The sequence below is a fragment of the Sphingomonas sp. CCH15-F11 genome, assembly GCF_001557005.1.
In the GTDB taxonomy this organism is placed as follows: domain Bacteria; phylum Pseudomonadota; class Alphaproteobacteria; order Sphingomonadales; family Sphingomonadaceae; genus Sphingomonas.
Map to the genome: position 1 here is coordinate 26,813 of NZ_LSKG01000037.1, position 14,881 is coordinate 41,693.

21 protein-coding genes and 1 tRNA gene are annotated in these 14,881 nt (G+C 69.4%); 11 read left to right on the top strand and 11 right to left on the bottom strand.

The genetic code is table 11. The features are described from left to right. Positions 1 to 35: 35 nt before the first annotated feature. The 3 genes from AX709_RS03815 to gmk all read left to right on the top strand — a co-directional run bounded on the left by AX709_RS03815 (position 36) and on the right by gmk (position 1,274). The gene (locus AX709_RS03815) at positions 36 to 248 is read left to right on the top strand and encodes a hypothetical protein (protein ID WP_066482128.1); all 213 of its coding nucleotides are present in this window, start codon (positions 36 to 38) and stop codon (positions 246 to 248) included. Further along, complete coding sequence (locus AX709_RS03820; RefSeq protein WP_066482130.1) at positions 245 to 442, top strand: hypothetical protein; 198 nt, start codon at positions 245 to 247, stop codon at positions 440 to 442. Before AX709_RS03815 ends, AX709_RS03820 begins: the two co-directional genes overlap by 4 nt. A 181-nt stretch (positions 443 to 623) precedes the next feature. Next, positions 624 to 1,274: a guanylate kinase gene (gene gmk / locus AX709_RS03825; RefSeq protein WP_066482132.1), complete on the top strand. Its 651-nt coding sequence runs from the start codon at positions 624 to 626 to the stop codon at positions 1,272 to 1,274. Between the two features lie 114 nt (positions 1,275 to 1,388). Here the strand turns inward: gmk and AX709_RS03830 are convergent, their stop codons facing one another. The 7 genes from AX709_RS03830 to AX709_RS03860 all read right to left on the bottom strand — a co-directional run bounded on the left by AX709_RS03830 (position 1,389) and on the right by AX709_RS03860 (position 5,733). Beyond that, positions 1,389 to 2,090, bottom strand: coding sequence for an ATP12 family chaperone protein (locus tag AX709_RS03830; protein ID WP_066547106.1), 702 nt, complete (start codon positions 2,088 to 2,090; stop codon positions 1,389 to 1,391). Next, positions 2,087 to 2,311, bottom strand: a complete 225-nt coding sequence (locus AX709_RS03835; RefSeq protein ID WP_066482136.1) for a hypothetical protein — start codon at positions 2,309 to 2,311, stop codon at positions 2,087 to 2,089. The genes AX709_RS03830 and AX709_RS03835 overlap by 4 nt, the downstream gene beginning before the upstream one ends. After that, the gene (locus tag AX709_RS03840; protein ID WP_066546989.1) at positions 2,308 to 2,967 is read right to left on the bottom strand and encodes an HAD-IA family hydrolase; all 660 of its coding nucleotides are present in this window, start codon (positions 2,965 to 2,967) and stop codon (positions 2,308 to 2,310) included. The genes AX709_RS03835 and AX709_RS03840 overlap by 4 nt, the downstream gene beginning before the upstream one ends. Beyond that, on the bottom strand, positions 2,964 to 3,578 hold the full coding sequence (locus AX709_RS03845) for an FMN-binding negative transcriptional regulator (RefSeq protein ID WP_066546991.1): 615 nt from the start codon (positions 3,576 to 3,578) through the stop codon (positions 2,964 to 2,966). Before AX709_RS03845 ends, AX709_RS03840 begins: the two co-directional genes overlap by 4 nt. Then, positions 3,578 to 4,684: an RluA family pseudouridine synthase gene (locus tag AX709_RS03850; RefSeq protein ID WP_066546994.1), complete on the bottom strand. Its 1,107-nt coding sequence runs from the start codon at positions 4,682 to 4,684 to the stop codon at positions 3,578 to 3,580. Before AX709_RS03850 ends, AX709_RS03845 begins: the two co-directional genes overlap by 1 nt. Next, on the bottom strand, positions 4,681 to 5,061 hold the full coding sequence (crcB, locus tag AX709_RS03855) for a fluoride efflux transporter CrcB (RefSeq protein WP_082731220.1): 381 nt from the start codon (positions 5,059 to 5,061) through the stop codon (positions 4,681 to 4,683). The genes AX709_RS03850 and crcB overlap by 4 nt, the downstream gene beginning before the upstream one ends. A 69-nt stretch (positions 5,062 to 5,130) precedes the next feature. Continuing rightward, a complete protein-coding gene (locus AX709_RS03860; RefSeq protein WP_066546996.1) occupies positions 5,131 to 5,733 on the bottom strand; it encodes a hypothetical protein in 603 nt (200 codons plus the stop codon). Between the two features lie 136 nt (positions 5,734 to 5,869). Between AX709_RS03860 and AX709_RS03865 the strand changes: the two genes are divergently transcribed. Continuing rightward, positions 5,870 to 6,091 carry a hypothetical protein gene (locus AX709_RS03865; protein WP_066482145.1) on the top strand — a complete coding sequence of 74 codons (222 nt, stop codon included), beginning with the start codon at positions 5,870 to 5,872 and terminating at the stop codon, positions 6,089 to 6,091. A 77-nt stretch (positions 6,092 to 6,168) separates the two neighbouring features. Here the strand turns inward: AX709_RS03865 and AX709_RS03870 are convergent. Next, positions 6,169 to 6,242, bottom strand: a tRNA-Gln gene (locus tag AX709_RS03870). A 157-nt stretch (positions 6,243 to 6,399) separates the two neighbouring features. On the opposite strand from AX709_RS03870, the gene AX709_RS03875 reads away from it, so the two are divergent. Together AX709_RS03875 and AX709_RS03880 are read left to right on the top strand one after the other, a co-directional pair. Continuing rightward, positions 6,400 to 7,491 (top strand): Ppx/GppA phosphatase family protein, encoded by a 1,092-nt coding sequence (locus AX709_RS03875; protein WP_066546998.1) that lies wholly within the window; start codon positions 6,400 to 6,402, stop codon positions 7,489 to 7,491. Then, a complete protein-coding gene (locus tag AX709_RS03880) occupies positions 7,488 to 8,171 on the top strand; it encodes an RlmE family RNA methyltransferase (protein WP_066482149.1) in 684 nt (227 codons plus the stop codon). The genes AX709_RS03875 and AX709_RS03880 overlap by 4 nt, the downstream gene beginning before the upstream one ends. Positions 8,172 to 8,436: 265 nt before the next feature. Here the strand turns inward: AX709_RS03880 and rpoZ are convergent, their stop codons facing one another. Then, a complete protein-coding gene (gene rpoZ / locus AX709_RS03885) occupies positions 8,437 to 8,781 on the bottom strand; it encodes a DNA-directed RNA polymerase subunit omega (protein WP_066482264.1) in 345 nt (114 codons plus the stop codon). A gap of 147 nt (positions 8,782 to 8,928) precedes the next feature. On the opposite strand from rpoZ, the gene AX709_RS03890 reads away from it, so the two are divergent. After that, a complete protein-coding gene (locus AX709_RS03890) occupies positions 8,929 to 10,098 on the top strand; it encodes a phospholipase D-like domain-containing protein (RefSeq protein ID WP_066547001.1) in 1,170 nt (389 codons plus the stop codon). A gap of 381 nt (positions 10,099 to 10,479) precedes the next feature. Here the strand turns inward: AX709_RS03890 and ctrA are convergent, their stop codons facing one another. After that, positions 10,480 to 11,187 (bottom strand): response regulator transcription factor CtrA, encoded by a 708-nt coding sequence (gene ctrA, locus AX709_RS03895; protein WP_066482152.1) that lies wholly within the window; start codon positions 11,185 to 11,187, stop codon positions 10,480 to 10,482. Between the two features lie 136 nt (positions 11,188 to 11,323). Further along, positions 11,324 to 12,259, bottom strand: coding sequence for a LysR family transcriptional regulator (locus AX709_RS03900; protein ID WP_066547108.1), 936 nt, complete (start codon positions 12,257 to 12,259; stop codon positions 11,324 to 11,326). A gap of 90 nt (positions 12,260 to 12,349) precedes the next feature. Between AX709_RS03900 and AX709_RS03905 the strand changes: the two genes are divergently transcribed. From AX709_RS03905 to arfB, 4 genes are all read left to right on the top strand, one after another. Next, on the top strand, positions 12,350 to 13,048 hold the full coding sequence (locus tag AX709_RS03905) for a pirin family protein (protein WP_066482154.1): 699 nt from the start codon (positions 12,350 to 12,352) through the stop codon (positions 13,046 to 13,048). 46 nt (positions 13,049 to 13,094) lie between these two features. After that, positions 13,095 to 13,697 (top strand): NAD(P)H:quinone oxidoreductase, encoded by a 603-nt coding sequence (gene wrbA, locus AX709_RS03910; protein WP_066547004.1) that lies wholly within the window; start codon positions 13,095 to 13,097, stop codon positions 13,695 to 13,697. A 101-nt stretch (positions 13,698 to 13,798) separates the two neighbouring features. Further along, the gene (locus AX709_RS03915; RefSeq protein WP_066547007.1) at positions 13,799 to 14,476 is read left to right on the top strand and encodes an RluA family pseudouridine synthase; all 678 of its coding nucleotides are present in this window, start codon (positions 13,799 to 13,801) and stop codon (positions 14,474 to 14,476) included. After that, complete coding sequence (gene arfB / locus AX709_RS03920) at positions 14,472 to 14,876, top strand: alternative ribosome rescue aminoacyl-tRNA hydrolase ArfB (RefSeq protein WP_197418959.1); 405 nt, start codon at positions 14,472 to 14,474, stop codon at positions 14,874 to 14,876. The genes AX709_RS03915 and arfB overlap by 5 nt, the downstream gene beginning before the upstream one ends. Positions 14,877 to 14,881: the final 5 nt, after the last annotated feature.

Genomic DNA, 14,881 nt, shown 5'->3' on the forward strand with positions numbered 1-14,881 from the left:
TTGACGGCGGGACCAGCAATTCAAGGAGACCGGTTTTGGGTGCAACCACCATTGGCGCGCTGATCGGCGGCGCGATCGACGGGATGAGCGGCGAGGACGGCGTCGCCGACGGCGCGATCATCGGCGCCGTCACTGCCAACGTCCTCAAGGTGGCGATTCCGGTCGCGGTCACCTATTTTGTCGGCTGGGCGGTGCTGCGTGGCATCGGACAGGCCGGCGACCGGCTGTTTGGCGGAGGTGAAGGATGATCAGGCATGTGATCGGCGCGCTTGTCGGACGCGAGATCGATCGACGCGACGGCAGCGGCGGCGTCAAGGGCGCGGCGCTGGGCTGGGCGGCGGCGGGGTTGCTGCGCCGCATGGGGCCGCTGGGCATGGTGATCGGCGGCGGCTATGTCGCGAAAAAGGCCTATGACCGCCACAAGGCGCGCCGACGCCGCTGATCCGCGCGGTCGCCCCGGCGCAACCCACACGTCGCCCCGGCTAAACCCTTACGTCGCCCCGGCGTAGGTCGGGGCCTCTGGCAAATGTTGCGCGACAGTGGATGGAGGCCCCGGCCTGCGCCGGGGCGACGCATCGTGCTGGCAGCTTGACGAGCGGCCCCTGCACACGGCAAGGGCGCGCATGGCCTTCGTCCCCGAACCCGATCCGCACGGCTTTCATCGCCGCGGCGTGCTGTTCGTCCTGTCCTCGCCATCGGGCGCGGGCAAGTCGACGATCGCGCGCAAGCTCCTCGACGCCGAACCGGGACTCGGCATGTCGGTGTCCGCGACGACCCGCCCGATACGGCCGGGCGAAGTCGACGGCCAGGATTATCATTTCATCGAGACCGACCGCTTCAAGCAGATGGTGGCGGAACACGCCTTTCTCGAATGGGCGCATGTCTTCGGCCACCGTTACGGCACGCCGCGCGCGCAGGTCGAAGCGATGCTCACGCTCGGGCAGGACGTGCTGTTCGACATTGACTGGCAGGGGGCGCAGCAGCTGTTCCAGCTGAAGGGCGGCGACGTCGTGCGCGTCTTCATCCTGCCGCCGTCGATGGCGGAGCTGCGCCGCCGGTTGACCGCGCGCGCCACCGACAGCGCGGAGGTCATCGACGCGCGCATGGCACGTGCCGCGGCCGAGGTCAGCCATTGGGACGGCTATGACTATGTGCTCGTCAACGACGATGTCGATCGCTGCTTTGAAAAGGTCCGCCAGATCCTGGTCACCGAACGCATGAAGCGGTCGCGCCAGCCCGGCCTGATCGGCTTCATCCGCGAATTGATGAAGTAACCGGCCCAAGTCGTGAGACATGGGTCTCCGGCCGCGGTGCAATCATCCTTGCTTTGGCACTGACCCAGATCGCCCTCACCCCGGCCTCGTGTCGGGGTGACGGGCGAATGCGCCTCATCCCCGATCGTCGAGCAGCGCCAGGAACCGCACCGCCGCATCAAAATCCATCCGCCGCCCCGCCCGCGCCTCGGCGGCCAGGCTGTCTTCGCCCCATTGCTCGGTCTGCCAGTCCTCGTCGACCTGCGCCGCGGCCCAGCCGGTCGCCGCATCCACCGCGCCCTCGGCGAGCGCCAGCCCGATCACCAGCGATCCGCTCAGCCGCACCAGCGAAGACAGCGGCGCCAGCACGAATGCCGGCCGTGCCGCAACCGCATCGCTCAACCGCACCAGGGTCGCGGCCGGCTGATCGACATGCATCACGCCGGTGGTGACGACGAAATGCACGTCGTAACGCCGGCGCGCCCAGTCGAGCAGCGGGTCCCACACCGCCTGCTGGCGCGCGACCAGCGGCGGCGGCGCATCGGCGCGATAGCAGAGCAGGTCGCTCGCCGCATAGGCCGCGATGCCCGCCGCGAACCCGGCGGGATCAGGCGCGATCCGGTCGATCGCCGCGTTGGCGAGGCCGGTAAGCCGCATGGCGGCGGGATCGATCCGATCGCCGACCGCGTCCCATTCGCGCGCGACGGCATCGGCCAGTCGTTCGGTCGGCAGCGCCAGCGGCACGCGCCCCGGCGTGTTGACCGTGCGGTCGTCGAGCCGCACCTGCCAGCCCGCCCCGGCATCCGCGACCGTGACCGATCGCCAGAAGCGCTTCATGCGCCCGGCGGCGTGCGCCACCGCCGCGCCAGGCTGCGCGGGACGACCGCCATGACATAGACCGCCGCGAGCAGGATCGCCGCGCCCAGCAACCGCGTCTCGAACGCGGCGGCACGGCCGACGATGACCAGCCCGAACACCGCGCCCGCAGTCGCCGCCAGGTGCACGCCGACCAAGGTGAAGTATCGGTTGCGGGCCCGTTCCTCGTCGTCGCTGCTCATGCGTGCTCCAGATAACGGGTGAGGTCGCGGGCGTGATCGGCGACAAAGCGCGCGCCGGCCGCGACCAGCTCGTCGCGGTCGTGATAGCCCCAGTCGACCCCGACCGGATGCACGCCCGCCGCGACCGCCATCGCCATGTCATAGCTGGTGTCGCCGATCATGATCGTCGTCTCGGGCTTCGCGTCCGCCTGGGCCATGGCGGCATGGATCATCGCGGGGTGCGGCTTCGACGGGTGCCGGTCGGCGGTCTGCAGCGTGACGAAATGGTCGGCGAGCCCGTGATGTTCGAGCACGAGGCGCAGGCCGCGATCCGACTTGCCCGTCGCGACCCCCAGCACCCAGCCCGCCGACGCCAGCCCGGCGAGCAGCTCGCGAATCCCCTCGTACAGCGGTTCCGCCTGGAACAGCGCGGAGGTGCGCAGCGCCTGGAAATGGGCCTTGAATGCCTCCGCGAGCCGCAGGTGCGCGGCGGCGTCGAGCGCGGGGGACAGCACCGCGACGGCATCCTGCACGCTCAGCCCGACGATGCGACGAATGGCGTGGCGGTCGGGCGGTGTCAGGCCGTCGCCGTCATATGCCCGCTCCATCGCGATGCAGATGTTCGCCTGGCCATCGACCAGCGTGCCGTCGCAATCGAAGACCACCAGTCGAGTCATCGCAGCACCGGCGGGTTACGCATCGCGCGCGCAATCGCGGTCTGACCGGCTTGTTCAAGCGCGGCGGCGGCGGCGAACCGCGCCGCCTCGGGCTTGTTCTGATTGAGTTTGGCGGTTCCGTGCCATTTCGTTTCGCGAAGCTCGAACCCCAGGATCGCGTCGGCCATCCGCTCGATTCTAGCCGGATCGGCCTTTGCGCGGCGCCACGCCGGCTTGGGTGCCAGACGCGGCTCGTTCGCGTCGGCTAGCGCGTCAACCTGCTCCATCATCGCGGCGCGCGGCATCGCCACGATGCGCCCGGTGATCTCGACCGCCAGATAATTCCATGTCGGCACTTCGTCCGGGCCCATGCCGTACCAGTCCGGGCTGACATAACCGTCGGGGCCGTCCACGACGATCATCGCGCCTGCCCCCTCCAGATACCGGGTAATCCGGTTGCCGCGCGCGACGTGAAACGCGATTGCATCCGGCGTCCCGGCCAGCGTCACGGGCAAATGTGCGACCATGGGGCCCTCCGGGGTCGCGGCGAACAAACGGGCAAAGCCGCGATCGGCGACATAGGCGCGCATCGCGCCCATATCCTCCCACCGAAACGCAGGATTGGGGTGCATCAGGCGCCGCTCCCCCGGCTGCGCCGTTCGCCGCGCCGTTCCTTGCGCACCGTCTTGGCATGCGCCTTCGCCTTGGCCTTCAGCTGCGCCCGGCTCGGCGGCGGCGGCGCGTCGTCGATCATCATCGCATCGCCCTGCGCCACGTCGAAGCCCAGCGTCGCCATCGATTCGGCGATGTGATCGGGCAAGCCGGCGGTGACGTCGATCCGCCCACCATCGGGGTGGTCGATGCGGATGCGGCGTGCGTGCAGGTGCATCTTGCGGCTGATCCGCCCGCTCAGGAACGCCTCCGGCCCGCCATATTTGCCGTCGCCGACGATCGGGTGGCCGATCGCCGCCATGTGCACGCGCAACTGGTGGGTGCGCCCGGTCAGCGGCTGCAGCTCGACCCAGGCGGCACGGTTGCCCGCGCGTTCGATCACGCGATAGCGGGTGCGCGCCGCCTGCCCCTCCGCCTCGTCGACATGCATCTTCTCGCCGCCCGTCCCCGGCTGCTTGGCGATCGGCAGGTCGATATAGCCGTCCTCGATCTGCGGCACGCCGACGACCAGCGCCCAATAGACCTTGCGGGCGCTGCGCCCCGAAAAATGCTTGGAGAAGAACGCCGCCGCCCGCGCGGTGCGCGCGAGCAGCAGCGCGCCCGACGTGTCCTTGTCCAGCCGGTGGACGAGCTTGGGCCGCGCCTCGAGCTCGAAGGTCAGCGCGTCGAGCAGCCCGTCGACATGCGACGTCGTCTTGGTGCCCCCCTGCGTCGCGAGGCCCGGCGGCTTGTTGAGCACGATCGCCTGCGCGTCGCGATGGATGACCATCGCCTGCGCCAGCTCGACCTCCTCGGCCGATAGCGGCTTGCGCGCCGGCTTGGCCCGCGCCGCGGTGTCGGGCTTTTCGGGCTCGGCGGGCGGCACGCGCAGCACCTGGCCCGCGGCCAGCCGGTCGCCCGGCGTCGCGCGCGCGCCGTCGACGCGCAACTGGCCGGTGCGCGCCCAGCGCGACACGGTGTTGAAGCTCGCTTCGGGCAGGTGCCGCTTGAACCAGCGGTCGAGCCGGATGCCGTCGTCATCGGCGGCGACGGTGAACTGGCGGACCTCGCGCGCGCCCTCGCTCATGCCAGCCCCCTGACGATCGACAGGCCCGCGAACAGCGCCAGCACCGATCCCACCACCGACACCAGCGCATAGCCGATCGCCGGTCCCCATGCGCCGCGCTCGATCAGGGTCACGACGTCGAGCGAAAAGGCCGAGAAGGTAGTGAAGCCCCCCAGCACGCCGACCGCGATCAGCAGCCGTGCCGGCTCGCCCGCGGTCGCCGGCCCGCGCGCCAGCCACGCCGCCACCGCGCCCATCGCCAGCCCGCCGCCCAGATTGACGATCAGCGTCCCCCACGGAAGCGCGGGCCCGAACGAAGCGAGCGCGGCGCGGCCGACCAGGTAGCGTGCGGCCGACCCGATCGCGCCGCCGATCATTACAAGAACGAGATTAGGCATCTGGCGCTGCCGTAGCGCGTATCGGCCTTCAGGGAAATGGCCGCGCGCCGCGACGGCGACGCGACGCGCTCACGCCCCGCGATTGGCGACCAGGTCGATTTCGGTGCCGCCTTCGCGCCGCGCGCTCAGGAACACGACATAGGCCGCGCCGTCGCGCTCGCGCACGCCGCCCAGCACGTGCTGCGCGCCGTCGCGCTGACGCTCGGCACTGTAGCCCGCCTTGGTCGCGCGCGCCTGATACCAGTCGATCGCCTTCTCCACCGGCAGCGCGGTCGTGAAATTGACGACGCGCAGCGCGCAATCGCCCTTGGCATTGCCCGCCGCCTCGATCAGCCGCGCATCGGGCGTCATCGGCAGGTCGCGGGGCAGCTTTTCGGCCCATTGCGGCGAATAGTCGACTTCGGTCGCGCAGGCGGCGGCGTTCTTTCGTCCCTTCGCGAGTGCGCCGGGCGTCGCCGCCGGCGCATTGTCGGTCGCCGCGCCGGCGACGCGCGGGTCGACGACGATTCCCGCATCGGTCGCATTGGCGGCGGCTGGCGCCGCGGTGCGGTTGTCCCCTTCCAGCAGGGCATCGTCGAGCGCGACCAGCGCATTGTCCGGTTCGGACTGGCACGCGGCCAGCCCCAGTACGAGCAGCGCCGCGCCCGTCGCGCGCAAAAGGGAATGCGTCATCCAAACAGCTCCTGCATCATCGCACGAGCCTTGAGTCGCGAAGGTTAAGAAAGTCTGTGCAAAGACAGTTAATTGATAAAATTTCTGTTAACGCCCGCAGCCAGGCCCTAAGGGTCGGCCGTACGGAGGAACCGCCATGCTGAACCTGATCTCGATTCTCATCGGCATCGTCGCGCTCGCCTTGGTCGCGGTCGCGTTCTTCCCGCTGCTCGGCTGGGCCAACTGGCTAATCCTGCCCTTCGCGGTGGTCGGCGCGGGTATCGGCGCGCTGTCGAGCTCGAATTCCGGGCGCAACCTCAACCTCGTCGTGCTGGTGATCGGCACGCTGCGCCTGATCCTCGGCGGCGGTATCTTCTGATCCCGCGCGGCACGTGGCCGCGAGGCATACGAGCCTTTCTTGGTGGACGGCGTTGCATGATGGCTGGCAAAGGTGGCTGGATGCCCCGTGAGGATTCGAACCTCAATTAACGGAGTCAGAGTCCGTGGTCTTACCTTTAGACGACGGGGCAATCGCGGGCGGCTCTAAAGCGCGCGTCGGGAGGGGTCAAGGGGGCGGCGATGTGGCCGTGGCGGCGCCGCTTGCCCGCGCGTCGACATTGCGATAGCCTTTGTCCCAAGCGCCGAGCAGCGACTTCGCTGTGACGGAAGAACCGAAGTGAGTATGCAATGGGGGAAAGTCCCGCCCATCTGCCGCCATCGCGGCGACCGGGCCCCCGTAACCCCGGGGGCCAGCAGCGGCCACGCACCGCCGAACCACGTCCGCCCGAACCCCGCGCCCCGCGGCATCATCCCGGCCTCTACGCCGCGCTGGATCTGGGCACCAACAATTGCCGGCTGCTGATCGCGCGGCCGCAGCGCGAGGGCTTCGCGGTCGTCGACGCCTTTTCGCGCATCGTCCGGCTGGGCGAGGGGCTGGCGTCGAGCGGCCGGCTCAGCGATGCGGCGATCGAGCGGACGATCGCGGCCTTGCGCATCTGTGCCGACAAGCTGCGCCGCCGCCAGGTCACGCTCGCCCGCTCGGTCGCGACCGAGGCATGCCGGCGCGCCGCCAATGGCGCGGCCTTCATCGCGCGGGTGCAGGAGGAAACCGGCATCCGGCTCGACATCATCAGCGCGGAGGAAGAAGCGCGGCTTGCGGTCCTGGGCTGCCACAATCTTCTCGAAGCCGGCGACGGCCCGGCGCTGGTGTTCGACATCGGCGGCGGGTCGACCGAACTGGTGCTGATCGACGGCCATGCCGACCGCTTCCGCGTGCTCGACTGGCACAGCGCGCCATGGGGCGTCGTGTCGCTGACGGAGGCGCATGGTGGCGGCGACGGCACCGATGGCGCCGCCCGCGCGGCCGCCTATCGCCGAATGCGCGAAGTGGCGAGCGCGGCCTTCGCGCCCTTTGCGGCGCGGCTCGACGCGCGCGGGATCGCCGACGGGCCGCCGCTGCGCATGCTCGGCACCAGCGGCACGGTGACGACGCTGGCCAGCGTCCACCTGGCGCTCGCCAGCTATGACCGCGCCCAGGTCGACGGGCTGACCGTGAGCGCCGATGCCATGCGCGCGATCAGCACGCGGCTGGCCGGCCTCGACCTCAACGATCGCGCCGCCATCCCGTGCATCGGCCAGGAGCGCGCCGACCTGGTCGTCGCGGGCTGCGCCATCCTCGAATCGATCCTCGATCTGTGGCCGGCCGAACGGCTGGGCGTCGCCGATCGCGGCATCCGCGAAGGCATTTTGCGCCGGTTGATGCAGGGCGGCACCGCGTGAGCCGCAACATCGGCCGCCCCGGCCATCAGCGGGTGCGCACCGCGCGCGGACGCAGCGCCCAGTCGACGCGATGGCTGGAACGCCAATTGAACGACCCCTATGTCCGCCGCGCCAAGGCGGAGGGCTATCGCAGCCGCGCCGCCTACAAGCTGATCGAGCTCGACGAACGCTTCGGCTTGCTGAAGGGCGCGCGCCGCGTCGTCGACCTGGGCATCGCGCCGGGCGGCTGGGCACAGGTGGTGCGCAAACAGGTACCCCAGGCGGCGATCGTCGGCATCGACCTGTTGCCCGTCGACCCGATCGACGGCGTGACGATCCTGCAGATGGATTTCCTGTCCGATCGTGCGGTCGAGCTGCTGGTCGAGGCGCTGGGCGGCCCCGCCGACATCGTGCTGTCCGACATGGCGGCGAACACCGTCGGCCACCCCCAGACCGACCATCTGCGCACCATGGCGCTGGTCGAGGCAGGTTCGGATTTCGCCTGCGACGTCCTGCGCCCCGGCGGCGCGTTCGTCGCCAAGGTGCTGGCGGGCGGGGCGGACAACACGCTCGTCGCCGGGCTGAAGCGCAATTTCGCGACCGTCAAGCACGCCAAGCCACCGGCGAGCCGCAAGGATTCATCCGAATGGTATGTGATCGCCCAAGGCTTCAAGGGCCGGTCGACTGCAAGCGACAGCTAGCATCGCCCCGGCCGAGGGGCTGCCGGCACAAAGCGTGCGTCCGAAGAAAGCGTCACCCGCGCACCACCGCCCCGCTGTCGTCACCCCGGCACGAGGTCGGGTGACGGCTCACCGCGTGCATGGCCAAGACGCGTCGCCCCGGCGCAGGCCGGGGCCGCTGGCAAATGTTGCGCTACAGTGGATAGCGGTCCCGGCCTGCGCGGTTCCCCGCAAAGTAATGGTTTGCGGGAGCCCCTGCGCCGGGGCGACGTTCTAAATCAGCGACTCAACCGTCGTAGTCGCCACCCAGATTCTGGTTGCGCGGCGGCGCGGCCGCGGTGAGGCGCAGCGCCTCCGCCGACGCGGCGAGCGAGCCGACATCGTCGGGCGCTTCCTCGTCATCGACCTGGACGCGCTGCAGGCTGGAGACGACCGCTTCCTCGAGATGGTCGGGACGGATCGTTTCCTCGGCAATCTCGCGCAGCGCCACCACCGGGTTCTTGTCGCGATCGCGGTCGATCGTCAGCTCCGCACCGCCCGAAATCTGCCGGGCGCGCTGCGCCGCCAGCAGGACGAGATCGAACCGGTTGGGAACCTTGTCGACGCAATCTTCGACTGTCACGCGCGCCATGCCACGCTTCCTTCGCTTACGGAATTCGGGAAAGGCGAGCAGGTAGATCGATGGGCGCGCAATGTCAACGTCATGCCCCCGCCCGCGCCGCGCGCCGCCCGCCACCCTCGACTTGCGTCGCCGGCCGATCGACCCCACAGCATCGCCATGGACGACACCGTGCGCCCCGATCCTGTCTTCACGGTCGCGGGCAACCGGCTGCGCCTGCTCGAAACCGGCGAGGCGCGGCTGGCGGCGCTGCTGGAGCTGATCGACGGGGCACAGACCTCGCTCGACCTGCTCTATTACATCTTCGAGGACGATCCGGTGGCGACGCGCATCCGCGATGCGATTGCCGCCGCCGCCCGGCGCGGCGTCGCGGTCGCGCTGATCATCGACGGGCTGGGCAGCGCGGCGGCCGACCGCGCGGGCTTCTTTGCGCCGCTCGAACAGGCCGGGGTCGACCTGACCCGCTTCCTGCCCAAATTCGGTCGCCGCTACCTGCTGCGCAATCACCAGAAGCTCGCGCTCGCCGATCGCAGCCGCGCGATCATCGGCGGGTTCAACATCGGGGAGGATTATTTCGGCGCCGCGGCCGGCCTCAACTGGCGCGACCTGGGCCTGTGGGTCGAAGGCGACGCGGCGGCGCGGCTGGCGGGCTATTTCGATGCGCTGCAACGCTGGGCGCGGCGTCCCCGCGCACCCGTGCGCGCGCTGACCCGGCTGCTGCGCGCGTGGAGCGAACCCGAAGGCGTCACCCGCTGGCTGATGGGCGGGCCGACGCGACGCCTGTCGCCCTGGGCGCGCGTCGTCCGCCGCGAACTGACCCACGCGCGGCGCATCGACCTGATCGCCGCCTATTTCGCGCCAAGCCCGTCGATGCTGCGCCGCCTGGGCCGCGCGGCGGCACGCGGATCGCGCGTGCGCATCGTCCTGCCGTCGGTCACCGACAATTATCCGGCGATCTGGGCATCGCGCTTCACCTATCGCGGGCTGGTGCGCCGCGGCGTCGCCATTCACGAATATCTGCCGACCAAACTGCATACCAAGCTGCTGCTGATCGACGATGTCGTGCATATCGGCTCGGCCAATTTCGATATCCGCAGCCTCTTCCTCAACCTCGAGCTGATGCTGCGGATCGAGGATCCCGTCTTCGCGGCGCATGTCCGCGCCTACGTCGACGGCGAAGTCGCGATGTCCGAGCCGATCACGCCCGACTGGCTGGCCGCACGCGGATCGTGGCTGGAGCGCGTCAAGCAGCTCGCCGCCTATTTCGTGATGGCCGTGCTCGACCCGACCGTGGCGCGGCGGCTCAACATCGGTCGGCGCGATCCATGATGCGGGGCCCCAGGCACGCACCCGCCTGACCCGCACGCCCGCCTTGATCCGGCGCCCGGCAGCACCGCTGGCAGGCGCGCACCCGCCTGCAACCTCGCGCGCGGCATCCGGATGCACCGGCAGCCACACCGCGCACCGCCCGCCGGCGCTGTCCTGCACCGCCGGTCGCCCTAGGCCGCCGCGATGCCCGATTGCTTCCCCGTCGCATCCACGCCCGCCGGCCGATGCACGGATGGGCGTACAACCTCGCACAGCCCGCAACTTCGCAACAATATTGCGCGCCAGCCCGCGGCCGATCCGCGCCGCAGACGAACCGGGGCGCGGTTCCCCCCGAAACCGCGCCCCGCACGCTGGCCCGACAGGGCCGATAAATTTTCGGGTTCAGGCGACCTTGGTGTCGGTGGCCACGCCTTCGTCGGTGTCGCGCAGCACATAGCCGCGGCCCCACACCGTCTCGATGTAATTCTCGCCGTCGGTCGCCATGCTCAGCTTCTTGCGCAGCTTGCAGATGAAGACGTCGATGATCTTGAGCTCGGGCTCGTCCATCCCACCATACAGGTGGTTGAGGAACATTTCCTTGGTCAGCGTGGTGCCCTTGCGCAGCGAAAGCAGCTCGAGCATCGCATATTCCTTGCCGGTCAGGTGGACGCGCGCGCCGTCGACTTCGACCGTCTTGGCGTCCAGGTTGACCGCGAGCTTGCCGGTGCGGATCACCGACTGCGAATGGCCCTTGGACCGGCGGACGACCGCGTGGATGCGGGCGACGAGTTCCTCGCGGTGGAACGGCTTGGTGACATAATCGTCCGCGCCGAAGCCGAACGATCGCACCTTAGAATCCATTTCGTTGATGCCCGACAGGATCAGCACCGGCGTCTGCACCCGCGCCACCCGCAGCTTCTTCAGCACGTCATAGCCGTGCATGTCGGGCAGGTTCAGGTCGAGCAGGATGATGTCGTAATCATAGAGCTTGCCGAGGTCCAAGCCCTCTTCGCCCAGGTCGGTCGTATAGACGTTCAGGCCCTCGGTGGTGAGCATCAGCTCGATGGCCTTGGCGGTGGTCGGCTCGTCCTCGATCAACAACACACGCATGGTTGTCCCCTTGCCCCGTGAAACGAGCCCGGCGCCGTTCGACGGCCCCGACCACGCATTAAGGTCATGCATTAACCTAACCCGATTTGAAGGCAAAAGGTTAATTTGGTCCTAATTGGCTGGAAACCACGAGTCGTTACGAATCCGTCAGCATCGGCGACGCGGTGTTGGCGCTCAGGCAGAGCTGGCGGAACCGCTGCGCGAAAAAGGCGATCAGCAGTTCGACCCGCGCCGGGCGCAGGGTGCCGGGGGGCGTGAGCAGATGGAGCGCGATGCCACTGCCCGCCCAGTCGGGCAGGATCGATTCGAGTGTGCCGCGGCGCAGGTCGTCGTCGACGATGAAGTCGGGCAGGCGCGCGATGCCCAGCCCCGCCCGCAGCGCCGGCAGCATCGCGTCGCCACTGTCCGCGCGCAGCGGTCCGGCCGGGCGCACCGCGGCTTCCTCGGTGCCGCGGCGGAAGTGCCAGACGCTGGGATTGGCTATGTTGGTATAGGCGATACAGGCATGGCGGGCGAGCTCGGCGGGATGCGCGGGACGCCCGTTGCGGTCGAGATAGTCGGGGGAAGCGACGATATGCGTGGTCACCGGCGCGAGGCGGCGTGCGCGCAGCGAGCTGTCGGGCAGGTCGGCGATGCGCAGCGCGATGTCGAATCCCGCTTCGACAATGTCGATGCGCGCATCCGACAGGCTGAGGTCGATCGAGATTCCCGGATGGGCGACAAGGAAGTCGGCGACCGCGGGCGCAACATAGCGAAGGCCGAAGGTCATGGGCGCGGCGACCCGCACCAGCCCGCTCGGCGCAGTCGCGGATTCGCGGGCGGCTTCCTCGGCGGCCTCCCCCATCGCCAGGATCTGCGCCGCGCGTTCGGCGAGATCGCGGCCATTGTCGGTCAGCGTCAGCTTGCGCGAGGTGCGGTGGAACAGCGTCGTGCCCAGCCGCGTCTCCAGCCGCGACACCGCCTTGGAGATCGTCGCCTTGGAAACGCCCAGTGCCTGCGCAGCGCCGCTGAACGAACGGTGCTCCACCACCTTGGCGAACATGGCCCAGGATTCGAAATCGGGCAGCGCCATCATCATCTCCCGAAACGATGCGTTTCGATCGTTTCCATTTACGTCGCGATCCTGGTCCCTAACTAGGCACCACGCAATGGAGAAATCGCCATGATTGACCAGAGACCCTTTGAAACCCTCGGCCATGCCGACCATGGCTGGCTGAATGCACGGCATCACTTCTCGTTCGCCAGCTATTATGACCCCGCCCGCATGGGCTGGGGCGCGATCCGGGTGTGGAACGATGACGAAATCGCCGCCAACAGCGGCTTTCCGCCCCACCCCCATCGCGACATGGAAATCATCACCTATGTCCGCTCGGGCGCGATCACCCATCAGGATTCGATGGGCAACCAGGGCCGCACCGGGGCGGGAGATGTCCAGGTGATGTCGGCGGGCACCGGGGTACGCCACGCGGAGTATAATCTGGAAGCGGAGACCACCCGGATCTTTCAGATCTGGATCGAGCCCGATGCGCCCGGCGGTTCGCCGAGCTGGGGCGCCAAGCCGTTTCCGAAGGACGAACGCTCGGGCCGCTTCGTGACGCTGGCGTCGGGCTTTGCCGAGGATGGCGACGCGCTGCCCATTCGCGCCAACGCGCGGGTGCTTGGCGCAACGCTGAAGGCGGGCGACCAGGTGACCCATCAGGTCGGCGCGGGCCGCCACGCCTATCTGGTCCCCGCCACCGGAGCGATCGACATCGACGGCGTGCGGACCAACGCCCGCGACGGCGTCGCGCTGTCGGGCGGCCAGAAGGTGACGATCACCGCCATCGAGGACGCCGAAATCGTCCTGGTCGACGCCCGGTAAACTGCGTGAACCGGCCCGTGCCGCGGGCCCATCAAGGAGAATGACAATGGCCAAGGTTCTGGTGCTCTACTACTCGTCCTACGGACATATCGAGAAGATGGCCGACGCGATCGCCGACGGTGCGCGCGGTGCGGGCGCCCAGGTCGACGTGCTGCGCGTGCCCGAAACCGCGCCCGCCGAGGTCGTCGCGGCGGCGCATTTCAAGACCGAAAGCGCGCATGGCGTGATCGGCAGCGTCGAGGAACTGGCCAATTACGACGCGATCGTTATCGGCGCCCCGACCCGTTTCGGACGGATGCCGAGCCAGATGGCGTCGTTCCTCGACCAGGCCGGCGGCCTGTGGTTCCGCGGCGCGCTCAACGGCAAGGTCGGTGGTGCCTTCACCTCGTCCGCGAGCCAGCATGGCGGACAGGAAGTAACCCTGTTCTCGATCCTGACGAACCTGATGCACTTCGGCATGACGATCGTCGGTCTTGATTATGGCTTTCAGGGCCAGCTGGGCGTCGATGAAGTGAAGGGCGGATCGCCATATGGCGCGACCACCATCGCCGACGGCGACGGCAGCCGACAGCCGTCCGCGGTCGAGCTGGACGGGGCGCGCTATCAAGGCCGCCGCATCGCCGAAGTGGCCGTGAAGCTGCACGGCTGACGCGCGGCCGGCGCCGCTGCACGCCCCCGGGTCCCCCTCCCCGACCGGCGGCAGCGGCGCCAACCCTTTTCCAATCCCGGCAAACCTGCGAAGGGAGCGCGATGCTGACCGATCGCGTTCTCTTCATCGACGGCGAGGCGCTGGTGCTGGACAAGCCCGCCGGCCTGCCGGTCGATCGCCCCCGCGATCGCAGCGCCAGTGTCGAGGCGATGCTGGACGAGCTCACCTTCGGCTTCCAGCGCGCGCCGCACCCGGTCCACCGGCTCGACCGCGACACCAGCGGCTGCCTGTTGCTGGCGCGCAACCCAAAGGCGCACAAGCGCTTCCAGCAGGCGTTCGAGGGCGGCGCGGTCGTGAAACATTATCTGGCCGTCCTGGACGGCGTACCGGATGCCGATACAGGCACCGTCGACCTGCCGCTCGCCAAGGTGAGCACGCGCGAGGCCGGGTGGCGCATGGTCGGTTCCGCCGACGGCAAGCCCGCGCGCACGCACTGGCGGCGCATCGCGGCAGTCGACGGCCGCGCGCTCGTCGCGTTCCGGCCCGAGACCGGGCGCACGCATCAGATTCGCGTCCACGCCGCCGAGGGGATCGGGATCGCGGTCGCCGGCGACCCCATCTATGGCCGGCCGATCGCGCAGACACTGACCTTGCTCCACGCGCACCGCCTGGTCGTGCCGCGCGCCGGCAAGCCTGCGGTCGCCGCGCACGCGCCGCTGCCCGCCCGGTTCACCGCGCTCGGCTTTGCCGAGCCCGCTGCGGAGGACGACGGTGATTGACGCGGCTGCGCTGGAGTCCGCGGTGGTCGAGGAACGCTTTCTCGCGGCGACCGGACCCGGCGGGCAGAATGTCAACAAGGTCGCGACCGCGGTTCAGCTGCGCATCGACGCGTTCCGTCTGGGCCTGCCGCCGCACGCCTGGCAGCAGCTGAAGCAGCTGGCGGGCGGCAAGCTGACCGCGGCGGGCGAACTGCTGATCGTCGCGCGGCGGTTCCGCACGCAGGAGGCCAACCGCGCCGATGCCCGCGAACGCGCGCTGGCGCTGCTGGCGCAGGCGCATGTGCGTCAGGCCCGCCGCGTCGCAACCAAGCCGAGCCGCGCGGCCAAGGCGCGGCGCGTCGACGCGAAAAAGGGGCGCGCGCAGATCAAGGCCGGACGGGCGCGCGTGCGCGACGAATAAGCCGG